The sequence below is a fragment of the Burkholderiaceae bacterium DAT-1 genome, from assembly GCA_019084025.1.
GTDB lineage: Bacteria > Pseudomonadota > Gammaproteobacteria > Burkholderiales > Chitinimonadaceae > DAT-1.
This window is the reverse complement of the sequence record JAHRBI010000003.1, coordinates 494,007-513,164: the sequence shown is the minus strand read 5'-3', so window position 1 is coordinate 513,164 and position 19,158 is coordinate 494,007. Positions and strand designations below refer to the sequence as shown.

Annotated in this window: 16 protein-coding genes; 5 read left to right on the top strand and 11 right to left on the bottom strand. The window is 56.0% G+C overall.

The annotated features are described in order from the left end of the window. Nucleotides 1-16 precede the first annotated feature (16 nt). Nucleotides 17-1,288, top strand: a complete 1,272-nt coding sequence (locus KSF73_08285) for a sigma-54 dependent transcriptional regulator (GenBank protein MBV1775716.1) — start codon at nt 17-19, stop codon at nt 1,286-1,288. Next, nucleotides 1,288-1,671, top strand: a complete 384-nt coding sequence (gene crcB / locus KSF73_08280; protein ID MBV1775715.1) for a fluoride efflux transporter CrcB — start codon at nt 1,288-1,290, stop codon at nt 1,669-1,671. Before KSF73_08285 ends, crcB begins: the two co-directional genes overlap by 1 nt. A gap of 1 nt (nt 1,672) precedes the next feature. Here the strand turns inward: crcB and KSF73_08275 are convergent, their stop codons facing one another. After that, nucleotides 1,673-2,101: a complement resistance protein TraT gene (locus KSF73_08275; GenBank protein MBV1775714.1), complete on the bottom strand. Its 429-nt coding sequence runs from the start codon at nt 2,099-2,101 to the stop codon at nt 1,673-1,675. A gap of 186 nt (nt 2,102-2,287) precedes the next feature. On the opposite strand from KSF73_08275, the gene metF reads away from it, so the two are divergent. From metF to KSF73_08260, 3 genes are all read left to right on the top strand, one after another. Further along, nucleotides 2,288-3,130, top strand: a complete 843-nt coding sequence (gene metF / locus KSF73_08270; GenBank protein MBV1775713.1) for a methylenetetrahydrofolate reductase [NAD(P)H] — start codon at nt 2,288-2,290, stop codon at nt 3,128-3,130. Nucleotides 3,131-3,180: 50 nt separating this feature from the next. After that, complete coding sequence (locus KSF73_08265) at nt 3,181-3,921, top strand: 16S rRNA (uracil(1498)-N(3))-methyltransferase (protein ID MBV1775712.1); 741 nt, start codon at nt 3,181-3,183, stop codon at nt 3,919-3,921. Nucleotides 3,922-4,049: 128 nt separating this feature from the next. Next, on the top strand, nt 4,050-4,190 hold the full coding sequence (locus tag KSF73_08260; protein ID MBV1775711.1) for a hypothetical protein: 141 nt from the start codon (nt 4,050-4,052) through the stop codon (nt 4,188-4,190). Between the two features lie 62 nt (nt 4,191-4,252). Here the strand turns inward: KSF73_08260 and KSF73_08255 are convergent, their stop codons facing one another. The 10 genes from KSF73_08255 to KSF73_08210 all read right to left on the bottom strand — a co-directional run bounded on the left by KSF73_08255 (nt 4,253) and on the right by KSF73_08210 (nt 19,085). Further along, nucleotides 4,253-5,707: an aminoacyl-histidine dipeptidase gene (locus KSF73_08255; protein ID MBV1775710.1), complete on the bottom strand. Its 1,455-nt coding sequence runs from the start codon at nt 5,705-5,707 to the stop codon at nt 4,253-4,255. Between the two features lie 49 nt (nt 5,708-5,756). Then, entirely contained in the window at nt 5,757-6,179 is a 423-nt protein-coding gene (locus tag KSF73_08250; GenBank protein ID MBV1775709.1) for a tetratricopeptide repeat protein, read from the bottom strand. 226 nt (nt 6,180-6,405) lie between these two features. After that, entirely contained in the window at nt 6,406-8,031 is a 1,626-nt protein-coding gene (locus KSF73_08245) for a PQQ-like beta-propeller repeat protein (protein ID MBV1775708.1), read from the bottom strand. Nucleotides 8,032-8,467: 436 nt separating this feature from the next. Beyond that, nucleotides 8,468-11,335 (bottom strand): aminomethyl-transferring glycine dehydrogenase, encoded by a 2,868-nt coding sequence (gcvP, locus tag KSF73_08240; protein MBV1775707.1) that lies wholly within the window; start codon nt 11,333-11,335, stop codon nt 8,468-8,470. A gap of 173 nt (nt 11,336-11,508) precedes the next feature. Continuing rightward, nucleotides 11,509-11,898 (bottom strand): glycine cleavage system protein GcvH, encoded by a 390-nt coding sequence (gene gcvH / locus KSF73_08235; GenBank protein ID MBV1775706.1) that lies wholly within the window; start codon nt 11,896-11,898, stop codon nt 11,509-11,511. A 195-nt stretch (nt 11,899-12,093) separates the two neighbouring features. Beyond that, nucleotides 12,094-13,194, bottom strand: a complete 1,101-nt coding sequence (gene gcvT, locus KSF73_08230) for a glycine cleavage system aminomethyltransferase GcvT (protein ID MBV1775705.1) — start codon at nt 13,192-13,194, stop codon at nt 12,094-12,096. 32 nt (nt 13,195-13,226) lie between these two features. Continuing rightward, entirely contained in the window at nt 13,227-13,787 is a 561-nt protein-coding gene (locus tag KSF73_08225) for a hypothetical protein (protein MBV1775704.1), read from the bottom strand. Then, a complete protein-coding gene (locus KSF73_08220) occupies nt 13,768-15,798 on the bottom strand; it encodes an RNB domain-containing ribonuclease (protein ID MBV1775703.1) in 2,031 nt (676 codons plus the stop codon). The genes KSF73_08225 and KSF73_08220 overlap by 20 nt, the downstream gene beginning before the upstream one ends. A 96-nt stretch (nt 15,799-15,894) precedes the next feature. Continuing rightward, nucleotides 15,895-18,063, bottom strand: coding sequence for a peptidase domain-containing ABC transporter (locus KSF73_08215; protein MBV1775702.1), 2,169 nt, complete (start codon nt 18,061-18,063; stop codon nt 15,895-15,897). Continuing rightward, on the bottom strand, nt 18,063-19,085 hold the full coding sequence (locus KSF73_08210) for an HlyD family efflux transporter periplasmic adaptor subunit (protein ID MBV1775701.1): 1,023 nt from the start codon (nt 19,083-19,085) through the stop codon (nt 18,063-18,065). Before KSF73_08210 ends, KSF73_08215 begins: the two co-directional genes overlap by 1 nt. Nucleotides 19,086-19,158 lie beyond the last annotated feature (73 nt).

Here is a 19,158-nt window from a genome sequence, read left to right as displayed (position 1 = left end):
GTTGGGGAGAACTTGAGTGGGTAGCAATGAAATTCTGATCGTCGACGACGAAATCGGTATCCGCGAACTGCTGTCAGAAATTCTTCTGGATGAAGGATACCGGGTGTCTGTTGCAGAAAATGCTGCGCAAGCCCGTCAGCTGCGTAATCAGGGTCGACCGGCCATGGTATTGCTGGATATCTGGATGCCAGATACCGACGGTGTCACCCTGCTCAAGGAATGGGCCAGCAATGGTCAGCTGACCATGCCGGTGGTAATGATGAGTGGTCATGCCACCATCGATACCGCAGTGGAAGCCACGCGCATCGGCGCCTTCGATTTCCTCGAAAAGCCAATCGGCCTGCAAAAGCTGCTGGCGACAGTCAAACGCGCACTCAAGCATGGCGAGATTCAACCCAAGGCACCGGATAACTCACTGGCCGCGCTCGGCAAGAGCCAGCTGATCCAGCAACTCAAAAAGCAACTCGATCAAGCACAGAGTCTGGCGATGCCGGTATTGCTCACCGGCGAACCCGGCAGCGGCTTTATGGTGTGCGCTCGTTACCTCACCGCACCGACTACTCCGTTTGTGGCACCCGATAGTCAGGATGCCATGATCGAGAATGGTGCCGAATTGGTTCAGCGCGCAGCGGGTGGCACCTTGTTCCTGCGTGATGTGGGTCACTACGAGCGCAAGGCACAATGCGCCCTGATGGCGCTGCTGCCGAAGCTGGAAAAGCACAATGTCCGTCTGATTTGCGCTACAGCCAAGAGCCTGCCCGAACTGCTGGATCGTTTCGATCCTGCCCTGTTCGCCTACCTATCACAACTGGTAGTGCCGCTGCCTGCGCTGCGCGAACATCGTGATGACATTCCGGAACTTGCTGAGCACATCCTCAGTCAGGTAGTGGAGTCATCCAAACTCGGGCCGCGTCGTTTTACCTCGGCCGCGCTCAATGCCTTGCGTCAGCACGACTGGCCTGGCAATCACGAGCAACTACACAATATCGTCAAGAGCCTTGCGCTTACCGCACTGGAGTCCGACGTGGATGCAGTGCCGGTGAACCGTGTGCTGGCGCAGTTTGCGCCCTCGCGCCAATCTGCCGCCTCGGCACCTAGCTCTCAATTTAATTTTGATCAGCCGCTTCGCGAAGCACGCGATGAGTTCGAGCGTGCATACTTCGAGCATCATATTGGTCTGGAGGGTGGCAATATGAGCCGCGTGGCCGATAAGGTGGGTCTGGAACGTACGCACTTGTATCGCAAGCTGAAGCAACTCGGCGTGCAGGTAATTAAGAAGCCGCGTTAATGATCTGGAGCGTCGCAGCTATTTCCATCGGGGCGGCGCTCGGGGCCTTGCTGCGCTGGCAGCTGGGCCTCTGGTTAAACGCGATACAATCGATCATGCCGCTGGGTACGCTGGCGGCAAATCTGATTGGCGGCTATCTGGTGGGACTTGCCTTCGCTTTTTTTGCGTTTCATCCTTCTCTGCCCCCGCAATGGCGATTGTTTGCCATCACGGGGTTTCTCGGTGGACTCACTACATTTTCCACGTTTTCAAGCGAAGTCGTGTCCATGCTCCACCGAGGTCAGCCGGGTGCTGCACTACTTACGGCCGGCATGCATATGCTGGGCTCGTTTGCGCTGACTGCATTAGGTATTCTGACGTTCGAGTATCTCTTTCGCCGCTGACTTACCAGCGATGATCGCGGTGATGTTCGTGCCATTCGTGATGGCGCCATTCACGCTCACGACGTTCTTCACGCCATTCCCGATAGCGGCGTTCGCGCCAGTCATCGTAACGGTCATAACGTGGATAGGCGCGCTCTACATATTCCACCCGCTCATAGGGTCGGTATACATAGGCTGGCCGTTCTACAATGACCTCACGACGGTAACGATAGCGATCGCGATCGCAGCAATCGTCAGACATCGCAATTGCACCAACCGCCGCACCGATCATGCCGCCAGCCAATGCGCCATCGCGCCCACCCATTTCATGACCAATGGCAGAACCTGTCGCGGCACCAATGAGGGTACCCAAGACCTGCCGACCATCATCGGCATGGGCTGCGCCCAGACTGGCAATCACTATCGCCGTACTCAGTAGAAGCTTTTTCATTTTCATACTCCATCCGGTTGGTGGATGAAGCCAGTGTGCGCGCTTTCAGGTGAACAGATTCTGAACGTCCCATACACCTCATGCACATATACATGAAAATTTTTAATGATGCTTCTGGGCAAATCTCATCCGGTGCATCTATTCACAATGCTAATATGAACAAAATGCATATCAGGATGGCACCTCATGTCCAAAACTTTCAGCTTTGAATTCTTCCCCCCAAAAACGGCCGAAGGCACCGCCAAGTTGCGCCAGACTCGTCAGCAACTTGCGCAATTCAAGCCAGACTTCTTTTCAGTCACCTTCGGGGCAGGGGGCACAACACAGGACGGCACGCTATCGACCGTTCTGGAGATTCATCGCGAGGGATTTCAAGCCGCACCCCATCTGTCCTGTATTGGCAGTACGCGCGATAATGTTGCCCAGCTGCTCAGCACCTATCGTGAAGCAGGCATCAAGCGCATTGTAGCGCTGCGCGGCGATATCCCCAGCGGCATGGTTGAATTCGGTGAATTCCGGTATGCGGCCGAACTCGTCGCCTTTATTCGTGAACAGCACGGCGACTGGTTCCATATCGAAATTGCAGCCTATCCGGAATACCATCCGCAGTCGCGTAGCGCTCAGGATGACCTGCGCAACTTTGTAGCCAAAGCCAATGCGGGTGCGAACTCGGCCATTACACAGTATTTCTTTAATGCGGATGCTTACTTTGCCTTTGCAGATGAAGTGCGTGCTCGAGGCTGCAATATTCCGGTAGTACCAGGCATTATGCCTATCAATAACTTCAGCCAGCTGGCGCGCTTTTCCGATGCCTGCGGGGCTGAAATCCCGCGCTGGCTGCGCCTGAAGCTGCAAAGCTATGGTGATGACACGGCGTCAATCAAGGCACTGGGACTCGATGTGGTCACGGATCTGGGTCGCAAGCTGCTGGAAGGTGGCGCACCGGGTCTGCATTTCTACACATTGAATGGTGCAGGTGCGGTGTCGACCATCTGGCAGCGGCTGGATTTGTCTGGCGAAACACGCTGAGCGCCTGTCAAGGTGGCATAATGGCGGCATGATCTGCTCTCCCCAAGACCATGCCACGCCTCTACCTTGATCCAGCTGAACTCGGCGGCAGCCTGCCGCCGCTTGATACGCCGTTTGACCTCCCTGAAGGCAATGCACGCCATGTGCAGGTGCTGCGCATGCAGCCGGGGGATTCACTGACGCTCTTCGATGGGAGCCCGCATGAGTACGCGGCCACCATTCTGGAAATGGGGAAGCGTCATGTGAAGGTAGTCATTACCGCATCAAGCGTCGCGGGCGGCGAGTCGCCCTTGCACTTAACGCTGGTGCAGGCACTCTCTGCGACCGAACGGATGGACTATACGGTTCAGAAAGCAACGGAACTGGGGGTGCAGCGCATTCAGATCGTTCAGTCGGCGCTCTGTGGCTATAAACTCGCCGAAGACCGTCTGGACAAGCGTATGGCTCACTGGCGGGGTGTTGCCATTGCCGCAGCAGAACAATGCGGTCGAACGCAGATCCCCGAGATCCTGCCACCCGTGAAATTTGCGCAATGGATCGCTCGGGGCGAACAGGCTGATGTCCGCTTGCTCTTAAGCCCAATTGACGGCAAACGTCTAGATAGCCTGCCAGCAAGTGCGGCGAGTGCAATCACTCTGATTGGTCCAGAAGGGGGTTTCTCTGATGAGGAAGAACGTCTGGCCATCTCGGCGGGATATTCGCCCTTGTTACTCGGCCCCCGTATTTTCCGGACGGAGACAGTCGCGCCGGTCATTGCAGCGCTTCTGCAGGCGCGATTTGGCGACTTCTAATTTATGACATCCGACTTGTCATAATTGCTGTAACAATTCCTGTGTATCGTGACAATATCGACAGAGGCAATACAGCCACCTGCCCCAGGTGCAGTTGCCCATCATCACGACTACTCAGGAGTTCACCCATGTTTGCCCGCACCCGCCAAACCGCCATTGCCACTTTCTGTGTTGCTGCTTGCCTGGGCGGGCTGGTTTCCATGGTCAGTGTAGAAGCCTTTTCGCTGGAGCACCACGCTACCGCGCATCACCTGAACGACGCAGCCTGATCTAGACAAACAAACAGGACAGCCTAAGCTGTCCTGTTCTGGATGCCCGCAAAGCAGGTCGATCAAGCCTTGGCAGGAATGTCTGCCAGCACTGCCTTCAGCAGTTTCCAGGTTAGATCAACAGATTCCACGTTCACGCGTTCACCCGGCGCATGCGCGCCACGGATGTCAGGTCCGAAGCTCACCATATCCATTTTTGGATACTTGGACGACAGAATGCCGCATTCCAGACCGGCGTGAATCACCTTCACAGCCGCGGTGCCACCGAAATCACGCGAGTAGACTTGCTGGAACAACTTCAGCAAGGCTGAATCAGGATTCGGCGTCCAGCCCGGATAGCCGCCTTCGCGACTGACTTGCGCACCGATCAGCCCCCACAGGCTTTCAATTTCGGCAGCCAGCGTGCGTGCGCCAGAATCGATCAGCGAACGCAGCATGAAGTTGGCCTTGAGCACGCCCCCTTCGATACGCAGCACGCCCAGATTGTTCGAGGTTTCCACCACGCCCAGCACACGCTTGCTCCAGCGGCGCACACCGTGCGGGGAGGCATGCAGAACGGCCAGCAGCTTGTTCTGGTCAGACTGACTCATGACACGATCGGCTGTCGCAGGCTCACTGCTCATCACCACCCGATCATCCACACCAATCAGCTCACTGCGCAGTTGTGCCTGAAAATTGTTCAGCACGCCTTGCAGACGGCAGATCACTGCATCCGGCACGGCAATCGTGGCAAAGGCTTCACGCGCCAGCGCGTTGCGTGCGGTACCGCCAGTGAAGGACACCAGACGCACCGTCGTGATTTCTTCCAGTTCGCGCAAGAGACGCACCAGCAGCTTGATCCCGTTGCCGCGCTCTTCGTGGATATTTACCCCGGAGTGACCGCCACGCAGCCCTTTCAGGCCGATATTCACAACTGAATAACCAGCTGGCACAGCCTCTTCCGCATACGCGTACTCGACATTCACATCGACGCCACCGGCGCAGCCGAGGTAGAACTCGCCCCACTCTTCGGTATCGATATTGATCAGGAGTTCGCCGTCCAGCACATCGGTATCCAGACCCAGCGCGCCACCCATGCCGGCCTCTTCATCCAGCGTGCACAGGATTTCCAGCGGCGGATGCGGGATATCGGAGCTTTCCAGCAGGGCGAGACCCATGGCCACGCCAATGCCATTATCGGCACCCAGCGTGGTATTTTCCGCGACCAGCCAGCCATCCTTCAGCACCGGCACAATCGGGTCCTTGAAGAAGTCATGACCGGTACCAGCATTTTGCTGGCAGACCATGTCCAGATGGCCCTGCAGCACAACAGTCTTGCGGTTTTCCATACCGGGCGTAGCGGGCTTTCTGATGATCAGATTGCCAGCGCTGTCGATATGCGTTTTCAGGCCCAGTCCTTCGGCCCAGCCCTGCAGTTCGTTACGCAGGGGGATTTCATGCTTGGAAGGACGTGGAATACGGCACAGGGTCTGGAAATGCTTCCAGACAGGATTGTCATTGGGGAGGGGAAAGGTCATGGGTGTACGTCTGTTTAGTTAGCTACGTGTTCTATAAAAGCGGACGGGATCAGGCTTCGTCTTCCTGCACCAGCTTGCGATATTGCGGCTCTTCGTCTTCGAACAGCTCCTCGCCGCCCAGCGCAAACGCAGTAGCCAGAACTTCGGCTGCCGCTTCCTTGTCGCCGCTGTCATACAGGCACTGGCCCAGACGCAGCAGGATAAAGGCATTCACTTCGGCTTCCGGACAATCCAGCGCTTCATCGAGGATTTCCATCGCCTCCGCGATTTCACCCATCAGGTAGAGGGTGTCGCCGACAGCAGCGAGGACATAGGCGCTTTCGACATACTGTGTTCGATCAGTTGGCAGCAGTGCCAGTGCTTCGCGGTATTTTTCCAGCGCTGGGGCATACTTGCCCTTTTCGAACAGCTTGTCGCCTGCGTCAATCAAGGCTTCAACAGGTTCTGCAATGATGCTGGGTAGTTCGTCCATGGTGTGCTCCCTATTTTCGGGCTAATTATATGGTGGCGATGATAACGCGGATGGACTGGAACGTGGGCATTTCCACAATGAAACAAACCCGGCAGCGCCGGGTTTGTTGTGCTCATGTAATCAGCGACCGAGCGGATCAAGAATACGCATCAATGCTCGGACATGCGCACACTTCATTCCGGTCGCCATAGGCGTCGTCGATGCGGCTACCCTAACCATGTGCGTATCATCGAAGGTTAACAGCCAGAACGGCATTCGGCCCAGCAATATAGAGTATTCCATTCTGTGAAACTGCTAACTCACCTTTGAGCACATCATGCCAAACAATTTTCTTAGTTGTGAGATCAAGCGCTTTCGTACCTTCGTTGGTTACAAAGAACGCGTAGTTACCAACTACGATCAATGGCTTTTGCCGTCCCCATGGAAGGCCATACTCAATATGTGCGCTAGAAGCCCAAGTCCAATTAATCTGTCCCGTCTTCGCATAACGACAAACAATTGAATCACCTTCAATAGTATATACATATTCTTTCGCCAATACAGGCTGACTCATTGCAGATCCATTCGCACGCCAAGCAATTTTACCACCCTGCACATCAATTCTCACCAAGTTGAAATAGTGTGGGTACTCCGGTGCGCTGGAAATTGCGTACACACTTCCATCCTCTGACAAAACAGGTGAGCCCGTTTCATATGGACTATCCTGTTCAAAATTAACAGCAGCTCTCATTAGACCAGAACTAGCGTCAAATTTCTTTAGCTGACCAGTCCACCTTCCTGATAAAGCATATACGCCACTCGCATCAATCGCTGGGGCTTGATGTGTATTATCCCAGTAACCAATCTCCTCATGCCACTGCCAATCACCCAACTTCTTCACTTTCGGGTTATATACAGTCACCCCAGAATTATTACTAATAAAGTAAAAACTTCCATTGAATGGAGTTGCGGCTGGCCTATCCCTAAAACCAGGACCATACTCCCAAGAGTAATAAGTATCCTTTACACTCCCAGTACGGATATCGATTGAATTAAAACTCGTTTTTTGATATCCAGAATCTGAAATTATAAACGCCAAGTCATCAGAGACTGAGACTCCCGATAAATTTGCTGCAGAACCAATTGAGGTAATCCATACAGCATTTCCGGTGGCCTCATCCACACCATACATCCGTGCCGGACTATTGCTCAGTTGGTACGCTGAGGCCCCAAACATTACAATGCCATTCTTAACCGCAGGCTTTGAAGGGATATTTTCTAAAATATCATAACGAAATCTTCGACTAAATTTAGTCGGATCTACACTTGCACCAACATAACCCGTGTGCTGTGGATTTCCTTGTTCCGTATCCCATGAAGATGCCCCTGACAGGGTCTTAACAGGACTTAGCTTACCCTTATTTTGTTTAACCTCTACAGCATACTTAAACTTGAAAGGCGATCCTTTAACCGGCTGAGCACATATATCAGCATCATCATTACAAACTCTAATTTCAAAAAAACCTGAGTAATTCCCCAACTTCAAGTTCTGCTTAAGAGATACACCTCCATAAACTTCATTATCATTTAATACATATGCACCAGATCTATCTGGATTAACAACCCCCCCAGAATCCAGCAACTTTAAACTGTATTTATTCGCCCCCGGAATTACTGGCGCTGTAATTACAAAGTCCGGAACATCCCCCTCAAAACTCACGATTTTTACATCCCCTTCAGAGACACTCATATATGTCTCAGGAATGCCCGTCAGATTGCTGCCGCTTTCCGTTACGGGAGATGAACTCCCACCTGACCCACCACAACCACTTAACAACAAACCAACAGGCAACGCCAGTTTATTCCAACTCATTACAACCTCAAATAAATTTCGGATTTTCACTACGTAAATGCAACCCAGCGCTTATCAATGAATGAATTTCATAAAGATGATCTACACTGCTTCGGATTATTCCCATATGTTGAATACAAGGCTATATGGCCAAAAAATATTCTTTAAGGAAACACCTTATCTACATCTACCGCCAGTTTAATTAATGGAACCCCTCTCACAACTCTGTCATTACTTCTACCTCCGAGCAATCTTTTATTTAACTCACCATAATAGATCAGATAACACTTACATAAGCGAAAGTGCCCCAGCCGAAGCTAGGGCTTTCCAGAGAAACCCTGAACTAGTTGCGCTCTAAAAATCTCGCCCCATGGTCTTCAACTGTTTTCGTTGATCCATGTGCCGAAATTTTAACCAATCCAGGGTTTACCTAATAATCAATCAAGAAAATTTCTGATCAGGAATACGCATCAATGCTCGGGCAGGCACACACCACATTCCGGTCGCCATAGGCGTCGTCGATGCGGCCTACGCTTGGCCAGAACTTGTTGTCACGTACCCATTCCAGCGGATAGGCAGCTTCTTCACGGCCATACGGACGTTCCCACTGACCCGTCACCACAAACTGGGTGTGCGGGGCATTGCACAGCGGGTTGTTGTCCTTCGGCCAGACACCGGAACCGACCTTGTTGATTTCGGCACGGATGCTGACCATAGCATCGATAAAGCGATCGATTTCGGCCTTGGATTCGGATTCGGTCGGCTCGATCATGAAGGTGCCCGGTACCGGGAAGCTCATGGTCGGCGCGTGGAAACCATAGTCCATCAGACGCTTGGCGATATCCACTTCAGTCACGCCGGTTTCAGCCTTCAGCGGACGCAGATCGATAATGCACTCGTGTGCCACACGCCCGTTCTTGCCGGTGTACAGCACCGGGTAGTGAGCAGCCAGCTTCTTGGCCAGGTAGTTGGCGTTCAGCAATGCTGCCTGAGTCGCCTTCTTCAGACCATTGGCACCCATCATGCGGATGTACATCCAGCTGATGACCAGAATCGAAGCCGAACCATACGGTGCAGCCGACACAGCCGACTGGCCGCGATGCGGACCATCGATCGGGGCAACCACGTGGTTGGCCATGTACGGAGCCAGATGCGCCTTCAGGCCAATCGGACCCATGCCCGGGCCGCCACCGCCGTGCGGAATGCAGAAGGTCTTGTGCAGGTTCATGTGCAGCACGTCTGCGCCAATTTCGGCTGGCTTCACCAGACCGACCTGCGCGTTCATGTTGGCACCGTCCATGTACACCTGACCGCCATACGAATGCACCACTGCACAAATGTCGCGGATCGCTTCTTCGTACACGCCGTGGGTGGACGGATAGGTGATCATCAGACAAGCCAGTTTGTCCTTATACTGCTCGGCCTTGGCCTTCAGGTCATTGACGTCGACGTTACCCAGATCATCACAGGCAACCACAACGACATCCATGGACATCATTTGTGCAGTCGCCGGATTGGTACCGTGTGCGGAACGCGGAATCAGACAGACGTTGCGATGTCCTTCGCCACGTGCTTCGTGGAAGCGGCGGATAGCCAGCAGACCGGCGTACTCGCCCTGTGCGCCGGAATTCGGCTGCATACAGATCGCATCGAAGCCAGTGATGGCCTTCAGTTGCTCGGCCAGACCTTCGATCATTTCCAGATAGCCACGGGTTTGCGAAGCAGGTGCAAACGGGTGGATGTCGCCGAATTCAGGCCAGGTCACCGGAATCATTTCCGAAGTGGCGTTCAGCTTCATGGTGCAGGAACCCAGCGAGATCATCGAGTGATCCAGTGCCAGATCCTTGTTCTGCAGCTTCTTCATGAAGCGCAGCATTTCAGTTTCGGTGTGGTGCGCATTGAATACCGGATGCGACAGGATCGCATCAGTACGCAGTGCGGTAGCCGGCAGGTTGGCGACACGCTCCTGATCCAGCAGTTCCACATCCAGCGCCTTGGCAGCATCGCCGACCAGTGCGGCCCACAGCGTCTTCACGTCGTCGCGGGTGGCACGCTCGCCAAAGCTCACGCCGATCTGGTTGCTGGACACATGGCGCAGGTTGTAACCGGCCGCAGCCGCCGCTTCGAAGGCAGCATGTGCCTTGGCACCCAGATCCACCACCACGGTGTCGAAGAAGTGACGGGTTTGTACGGTCACGCCCACGCGCTTCAGGCCTTCGGCGAAGATCGCGGTCAGGCGATGGATGCGGTCAGCAATGCGCTTCAGACCAACCGGGCCGTGGTAGACGGCGTACAGCGACGCGATATTGGCCAGCAGCACCTGCGAGGTGCAGATATTGGAGTTGGCCTTTTCGCGGCGAATGTGCTGCTCGCGGGTTTGCAGGGCCATACGCAGGGCAGGCTTGCCGTTGGCATCGATGGACACACCGATGATACGACCCGGCACCTGACGCTTGTATTCGTCCTTGGTGGCGAAGAAGGCTGCGTGCGGGCCACCAAAGCCCATCGGCACGCCAAAGCGCTGCATGGAACCGAAGGCCACGTCTGCACCGAGTGCAGCAGGCGACTTCAGCACCACCAGTGCCATCGGATCAGTAGCCAGTGCCACCAGACCGCCCATGCCCTTCACTGCAGCAATCGCGGCCTCTAGATCAGCGATTTCGCCGTTCACGTTCGGGTATTGGAACAATGCGCCGAACACTTCGTGATCCTTGGCATCGCTTGGCTTGCCATAGATCAGTTCGAAGCCGAATGCATGGGCGCGGGTCTTCAGCACGTCGATGGTTTGCGGGAAGGCATCCACATCCACGAAGTAGCGGTTGGACTTAGACTTGGAGACGCGGCGGGCCATGGCCATGGCTTCGGCAGCGGCAGTCGCTTCGTCCAGCAGGGAGGCGTTGGCCAGTTCCATGCCGGTCAGATCCAGCACCACTTGCTGGTAGTTCAGCAGGCATTGCAGACGGCCCTGGCTGATTTCAGCCTGATACGGGGTGTAGGCGGTGTACCAGGCCGGGTTTTCCAGCACATTGCGCAGGATGACCTTCGGGATGATCACTTCGCTATAACCCATGCCGATGAAGGAGCGGGCGACCACGTTCTTCTTGGCGATGGCGGCCAGTTCAGCCAGTGCGGCTTCTTCGGTCACGGCATTGGGCAGCGCCAGCGGGGTGCCACCCAGAATCTGAGCAGGCAGAGTGGTCTCGACAAATTCGTCGAGCGAAGTCGAACCGACTTCCTTCAGCATCTCGGCAATTTCGCCTTCATCGGGACCGATGTGGCGATGGATGAATTCGTTGGTGTTCTCGAGGGCGGAGAGCGGCGTCATGGTATGACCCTTACAAAAAATTCGCGACGGCTCCGGCTAAACACGGAGACAGCGTCAGATTCATTACAGATGCCGGATGACGACCGACCGGAACGGCGTCGCCATGGCAAGACCGGCCGCTTGTGGCGACCGGCATCCAGCAAAAACCCCCGCACACGGCGAGGGTCTGGGCATTACGCGCCGACTTCGGCGGCGTAGGCGGCGGCGTCCATCAGGCCGTCCAGATCAGCGGCATTGGCCGGCTTGATCTTGAAGAACCAGCCAGCGCCGTACGGATCGCTGTTCACGGTATCCGGGGCATCGGCCAGGGTTTCGTTCACAGCCACGATTTCACCGGCGATCGGTGCGTAGACGTCAGAAGCAGACTTCACGGATTCCACCACGCCAGCGGCGCCGTCAGCATCCAGATTGTCGCCCACGCTCGGGACTTCCACGTACACCACATCGCCCAGCAGGCTTTGTGCGTGGTCGGTAATGCCGACAGTCACGGTGCCGTCAGCTTCGACACGCAGCCACTCGTGGCTGGCAACATACTTCAGATCGCTGGGGATATTGGTGCTCATACAGTCCTCTACTTGGGTCAGTCGTGTTAGGCCGGGGTCAGCCAGAATCTTGTGTCAGGGCGTAGTTATCTGCGAACAACTACGCACACAGATCGAACGGCGCGAATTCTACCAAGTTACGAGAATTTTTGCTCATTCGATCAATTGCTTGGCGTCTCATTTAGATGAGACGCCCAATCGTTCCGTGTTAGACGATTATTCGAACACCTTCTTGCCGTTCCGTACGAACGGCATCTTCACCACGCGTGCTGGCTGCAGATTGCCGCGCACGTCGACTTGAACGGTATCACCAAACTTCACAGCCAGCGGCACACGCGCCATGGCGATGGACACTTGCAGGGTCGGCGAGAAGGTACCGGAGGTGATTTCGCCATCACCTGCTTCAGTCACCACGCGCATATGGCCGCGCAGCACACCCTTGCCTTCGTACACCAGACCAACCTGCTTCAGCAGGCCTGCGGCAGCCGCCTGACGCTCGGCGCGCTCGGCCACCAGCACCGAACGACCCACGAATTCGCGATCAGCCGGTTCCCAGGCAATCGTCCAGGCCATACCGGCAGCCAGCGGGGACACGCTGTCGTCCATCTCATTGCCGTACAGATTCATACCGGCTTCCAGACGCAGCGTATCGCGTGCACCCAGACCTGCCGGAGCCACGCCGGCGGCGATCAGGGCGTTCCAGAACGGAATGGCTTCAGCGGCTGGCATGGAGATTTCCAGACCATCTTCACCGGTATAACCCGTGCGAGCGAAGAACCAGTCCCCTTGCGGCAGACCCACGAACACTTGCAGGCTGTCGATCAGCGCTGCAGCGTCCGGCTTGGCAGCTTTAGCCTTGGCAATGGCGTTCGGGCCTTGCACGGCGATCATGGCCAGATCACGGCGCGGGGTCAGTTCCACACCGAATTCGGCAGCAATCGGGCTCATCCAGGCCAGATCCTTGTCGGTGGTACCGGCATTCACCACCACGCGATAACCCCAGCTGGTACGGTACACGATCAGGTCGTCGATCACGCCGCCCTTGTCGTTATACATACCGGAGTACAGTGCCTTGCCTTCGAAACCCAGCTTGACCACATCGTTGCCGATCAGCTTCTGGAAGAATTCGGTCGCACGGGCGCCGCGCACGTCCACAGCAGTCATATGGGACACGTCGAACATACCGGCATCGGTACGCACGGCTTCGTGTTCCTTGATCTGCGAGCCGTAGTTGATCGGCATTTCCCAGCCGGCAAAATCCACGATCTTGCCATTGGCGGCCAGGTGGGCGTCGTAAAGCGGGGTGCGGTTAGCCATTGTGCTTCCTTCTTGGGTCGGTAGAGGCAGGGTCACTGCGCAGTTTTATAAACGAAACATCCATCCAGCAAATATTCACCGGCGCCAACGCGGCCATCCGGCTCAATGCGGTCAAACGGAACTTCCTGCCCATCCACCACGATATACGCAGGGATAGGTTTATCCTGATAGCGGCCCAGCATGGTCTCGGCACGCGGGTAATCTACCGCTTGTGCTGCCTGTACGGCTTCGGCCAGCTTCTCCACAACCTCGATCTGCGCACGCATGGATTCGCCCAGCTCCACTTCGCCCTGCTGCATCGGCATGATGCGCAGGTACCAGCGGAACAGCCAGGCGGGCAAGGCCACCCGACGCACGCGTTTTTCCGAATCAATCACACAGGCCACACCAAAGCGGGTATGGCACGACGGGCAGAATGCATCAGCCGCCAGCGCCAGATGATCATCAATCAGGCGTACCACACCACGCATTTCGCTGGCATGCAGCATGCGCCCGCAGCGTACGCAGGGCTTGGAAAACTGTTTCACCAGTCCACCGCGCTTGAAGCGTACCGGCAGAAAGTTGCTAATGGGTTCAATCTTGCGAATCGGCATCCGCGTCCCCTTCCGATGTTGCCTCGGGACTGGCGACCGCGACTGTATCACCCCGGCCCTCGGCCAATTCGGGTGAAGCGTCGGCCGCCTCCTGCTCCGCAGTATCGTCAGCAAGTAGGGCTTCGTCATCTTCGAGCAGAGCCACCGGCTCGCCAGCCGACAGAAGGCGACATTGCAGAGCCAGCTCGAAATAGTCGGTAGAGATCAGTTGCAGCTGCACCGGCGTACCGCGTGCATGCTCGCCCAGACCCGCTACCTTGAGCATCAGCGGGATACCATCGAAGCGCACCAGCTCGTCCTTGATGACAGTGGCGCCAATTTCCTTCACACCTTCCTGCTCCAGCCACTTCAGGCACCAGTAGCGCTCCATGCGCCCTTGGAAGTCGGCATAGGCATTGTAGGTCTGGTCGAAATCGCGCAGCGCGGCAAACAGCATCGGATCACGTGGGGCATAGCGCGGCGGCGTGTCGGTCAGCATGGCCAGCAATTGCTGCTGATTGATGAAATCAGCGGCACGGCGCAGCGGCGAAGATGCCCAGCTATATTGCGCCACACCCAGACCCACGTGCGGCGCAGGCTGAGTGGTCATGCGCACACGGCCCATGCTTTGAGCACGATAGATCGCCGGAATATTGGCGTCCGCCAGCTGCTTGCCCCAGGTGGAGTTGCACAAAATCATCAGCTCGGCCACAAGCTTGTCCATCGGGCTGCCACGCTTGCGCGGATAGATACGCACGCGCTTTTCACCAGCTTCATTGCGCTCGATGGCGAAGCTGTAATCCGGACGCTCGACGCGGTTCGGATCATGGCGGCCACGGGCAATTTCCAGGGCAATGGCAAACTGGTAGAGATACAGCAGTTCGCGCTTGTACGGATAATCCGGACCGGCTTCGCCCAGCTTCACGGTCTCTTCATTAAAGACCGGATCGAGATCGTGATGGCGCAGATTGGCGGCAATCGGCACGCATTCCAGCTTGCTCTCAGCCGACAGAATGCTAAAGTCCGGCGCGACGGTGACATACAAGCTCACCGCCGGACAGTCCTTACCTTCGGCCAGGGTGTAAGCCTCCACCACGCCATCAGGCAGCATCGTGATTTTGTCGCCGGGGAAATACACGGTCGACAGGCGTGCCAATACGACGTTTTCCAGTGGCGAACCAGCCGGAATTCCCAGTGTCGGCGCCGCAATATGGATACCTACGCGGGTATTTCCATCGGGCAGCGGCGTCACCGACAAGGCATCGTCGATTTCAGTGGTTGCGGCATCATCAATCGAGAAGGCGGCGACATCGGCACGCGGCAGCTCGAAGGCAGGCGGGGTGAGTTCAAAGGCCGGGAACACCGTACCCTTGGGGAAATATTCAGTCAGGAAACCATCGAGCAACCAGGCTTCGATATCCGGCACCGCGCCACAGCTGGCCAGCAGGCGCAGCGTAGATTGCTGCGAGGCCTCGGCCGCCCCCGCAAGCGCTTTCCATTCGATGGTGTTCTTGTCCGGACGATGCAGCAAGGACTTCAGATGCGGACGCAGCGCTTCCGGCAAGGTACCGGCGCGTAGCTCGGCCTGCCATTCGGCCATCAAGGCGGTTTCGCGGGCTTTCTTTTCCAGACCAGCCTTGGCGGCGCGCAGATTGTCTTCCGGCGCAGGCTTGTAGCGGCCTTTACCCTTGCGATAGAAGTACATAGGGGAGCCATGCACCTTGATCAGCACAGAGGCGAGTTCAGCAGGCGTGGGCTTGGCACTGTAGTACTCGCAAGCCAGATCGGCAAAGGCGAAATCGTCCTGCCCAGCCACCACTTCCCACAGGAAATCAGGGTCCAGGTCATCGGCCAGCGCCTGTGCCTGCGGCAGCAGTTCACCCAACGCCGGGCGATCAAATCGCAGCATGACATTGGCCGACTTGATCTTCGAGCGCTTACCACTCACCGATTCCACCTGCAATGAGGCGTCGGTTTCGCTCATGATGCTGCCGACCTTGAAACTACCGTCTTCTTCGTAAAGTACGTTCATGCTGCCCACCCCCGATCAAGGGGGCTGTTCACTGTGATCAGAGGGGCGAGATTATACAACGAAGAGCGGGTTGCCGGTACGCAAAGGGATGGGCGATCAGGGGGTTACTGCCTCTACATCGCCATGGACTGGCAAATCCTGTTGAACGAGCAGCGGATGATCCGCAATCTTCCCCTTCTCCACCCTGATCACTCGCCCCGCCGCCGCAATGGTCTCGGGTCGATGCGCAATGATGATGCGTGTGAGGTCGAGCGCATTCACTGCTTCGTTCACGTGGCGCTCGCGCTCCACATCCAGATGGCTGGTGGCTTCGTCGAGGAAGAGGATGCGAGGCTGCTTGTAGAGGGCGCGGGCCAGTAATAGTCGCTGCTTTTGGCCGCCCGACAGCGCCGTTCCCATGTCGCCAATCAAGGTTTGATACGCCATCGGCATGGCCATGATGTCGCCGTGAATGGCGGCGAGTTGTGCAACTGCTTCCACGCGTTGCATATCGGTTTCCGGCGCGAAGAAGGCGATATTGTCGGCAATGGAGCCTGCGAACAGCTGATCCTCCTGCATCACTGCGCCGATCATGGTGCGCCAGCTCTTCAGTCCCAGCCCTTTCATGGGAATCCCGCCCACGCGTATTTCGCCCTCAGTAGGCCTCAGCAATCCAAGCAGAATCTTCAGTAGCGTGGTTTTGCCACAGCCGGATGGACCAACAATCGCGACCGACTCGCCCGCTTCAATCTTGAAGTTCACGCCATCCAGCACCCATGGCTCGGTTTCGGCATAGCGGAAACGCAGATTAGTCACTTCGATGCTAGGCTGGATATGGTCAGTAGAGTTAGCGACGACATCCACTGGTTCAGGTTCGGTGAGCACAATATCCGCCAACCGCTCACGCTGGATGCGCAGCATGCGAATCTGGAAAAACAAATCCACCAGACTACCCACGCGCCCTGAGAACTGCCCCTTATAGCTGCCATAGGCGAACATCATGCCGATGGAGAACTGATGATCCATGACCAGCAGCGCCGCAAACCACGTCACCAGAATGTTCTCGATGCCAAAAATCAGGCCATTGGCAGTACCATACAAGGTGCTCATTTTTTGGGTGGCAAGGGATCGGTTGGTGGTGTTCACCATCAGGTTTAGCCACTGAGTACGGCGATCATCTTCTCGATTAAAGAGCTTGATGGACTGTACCCCGCGAATGCTCTCCATAAAATGCGAAGATTGTTTGGCCGAATGTACGATTTGCTCTTGGTTGGCTTCTCGGAAAGGGCCATATGACATCACCCGAATCAGAATGTATAGGGTGAGCGCCGCAAACGTGATCATCGCCAGCTTGAGACTATAAAACAGCATCATCCCGAAGGCGACAATGGCCATGATGCCGTCCAACACCGCGCCTAAGGCTGTACTGGTGAGTGTGGAGCGGATAGATTCGATGGCGCCAAATCGGGACACCACATCGCCCAAATGGCGCTTCTCGAAATAATCCATGGGCAGTCGCAACAGCCGGGTAAATACGCTGGCGGTCCACTGCATGCTGAGTTGCGTAGAGAAATAAATCACCAGCCATCCGCGAAGGGTGGTGATACTCATCTGGATCAGCATCAGCAAAGTGAAGCCAATCACCAACACTTTCAACAGATCACGATCATTCTGCACAATCACGCCATCAATCACCCATTGCTGGAAAAAGGGCGAGATGATGGCCAGCACTTCCAGTGCGGCGGACAGCATCAATACCTGAAGAATGGACCGCTTCAGCCCGGTGACTTGGCCCACCAAGGTCTTTAGGGAAATATCCTGAACATCTTCTTTCTTCTCGAATGCCGGGGTGGGCGACAACTCCAGCGCTACGCCGGTGAATTGCTTGGAGACTTCCTCGTATTTCAGCTTGCGAACGCCAAAGGCTGGATCGTGAATGACGATATGTTTGCGCCCGGCTTTTTTGAGCACCACAAAGTGATTCAAATCCCAATGCAGGATGCACGGGGTTTGCAGCTGATCCAGCTCCTCCAGCTCCAGCCGCAGCGGTCGCCCCGCCATGTGCATGGCACCGGCAAACTCGATAAGGTGACGAAGCGTTGCGCCTTTGATGGACAGCGAAAAGCGCCCCCGTAGCGTGGCAATGTCCGACACATGCCCGTGGTAAGACGCAATCATCGTCAGACAGGCCAGCCCACATTCCGCCGCTTCGGTTTGCAGCAACATGGGCAGCTTGCGCCCGAAGCCGAAATGGAGCGCGCTGTGAAAATCGTCGAGAATATGCATTACAGCTTTCCTTTGATTGCGATCAGCGGCTCGAATATCCATTCAATCAGGGTGCGGCGATCCACCTGGATATCGGCCTCCACGCTCATATCAGGCTGCAATGGCTCGGGGCGCCCATAGGCGGTGATGTTTTGTGCATCGGGCTGCACGGTGATGCGGTACATCGCTTGCTCTAATCCATCGGGGGTTTTGAGGACCTGAACGGCTGCACGGGAAATCTCGACTACCGCACCGCCTTGCTGGCCGAATTTCTGGTAGGGAAACGCCGCGTAGCGCATCTGCACTCGCTGGCCCACCCGCACAAAGCCCATAGCACTCGATGGGGCCAGAAACTCGGCACGCAAAGGCGACCCCGTGGGCAAAATCGCTGCCAGTGGCTGACCTGCGCTCACCGTCTGGCCGGGCTGAGCCTGAATGCCGGTAACTCGACCATCCACAGGCGCCACCACCACAATCTCGCGCCGGGCTTCTATCTCGTTGGCCTCCTGTCGGCTACTCGCCAGGGCGCGCTCCAGCTGTGCGCGCTGTGAGGCATCCTTGAGAGGCTGGGCGCGCACATCAGCTTGTAATACATTGATCTGACTACCCAGCTCGCTTGCATTGCGTTTCAACGTGGCAAGGCGTGATTCCTGATCCAGTAATTCGTCGTTCTTTTGCTGCACTTGCAAGGCGGGCATGAAGCCGGATTTGAGCAACTCCTGATACTTTTGTAGTTGCTGCCGGGCAGATTCCACCCGGCGCAGCTGGGTGTCTATTTCGCCAGCCATTTGCTGGCGTTGCAGTTGCAGGTCGGCTAATCGTTGAGCCGAAGCTGTGCGCTGCTCGTTGCTCAGGCGATCTTGATTGAGGAGGTCGGACTGCAGACTGTGCGTACGAGCCTGTATTTCGTTTAGAGCATTGGCCTCTGCGGCACCTGCGTGCGTCATGCGTTCGGATGACAAGGTAAACAGCACATCGCCCTTGCTAACCTCTACACCCTCGCTTACCACCCGGCTCATCACCGTGCCAGGAAACATGGGCATGACTTGGGCTAGACCTTGGGTAGGACTAATTTTACCGTTGACCGCAGTGTGTTGCGTATAGTTCGAATTCAAA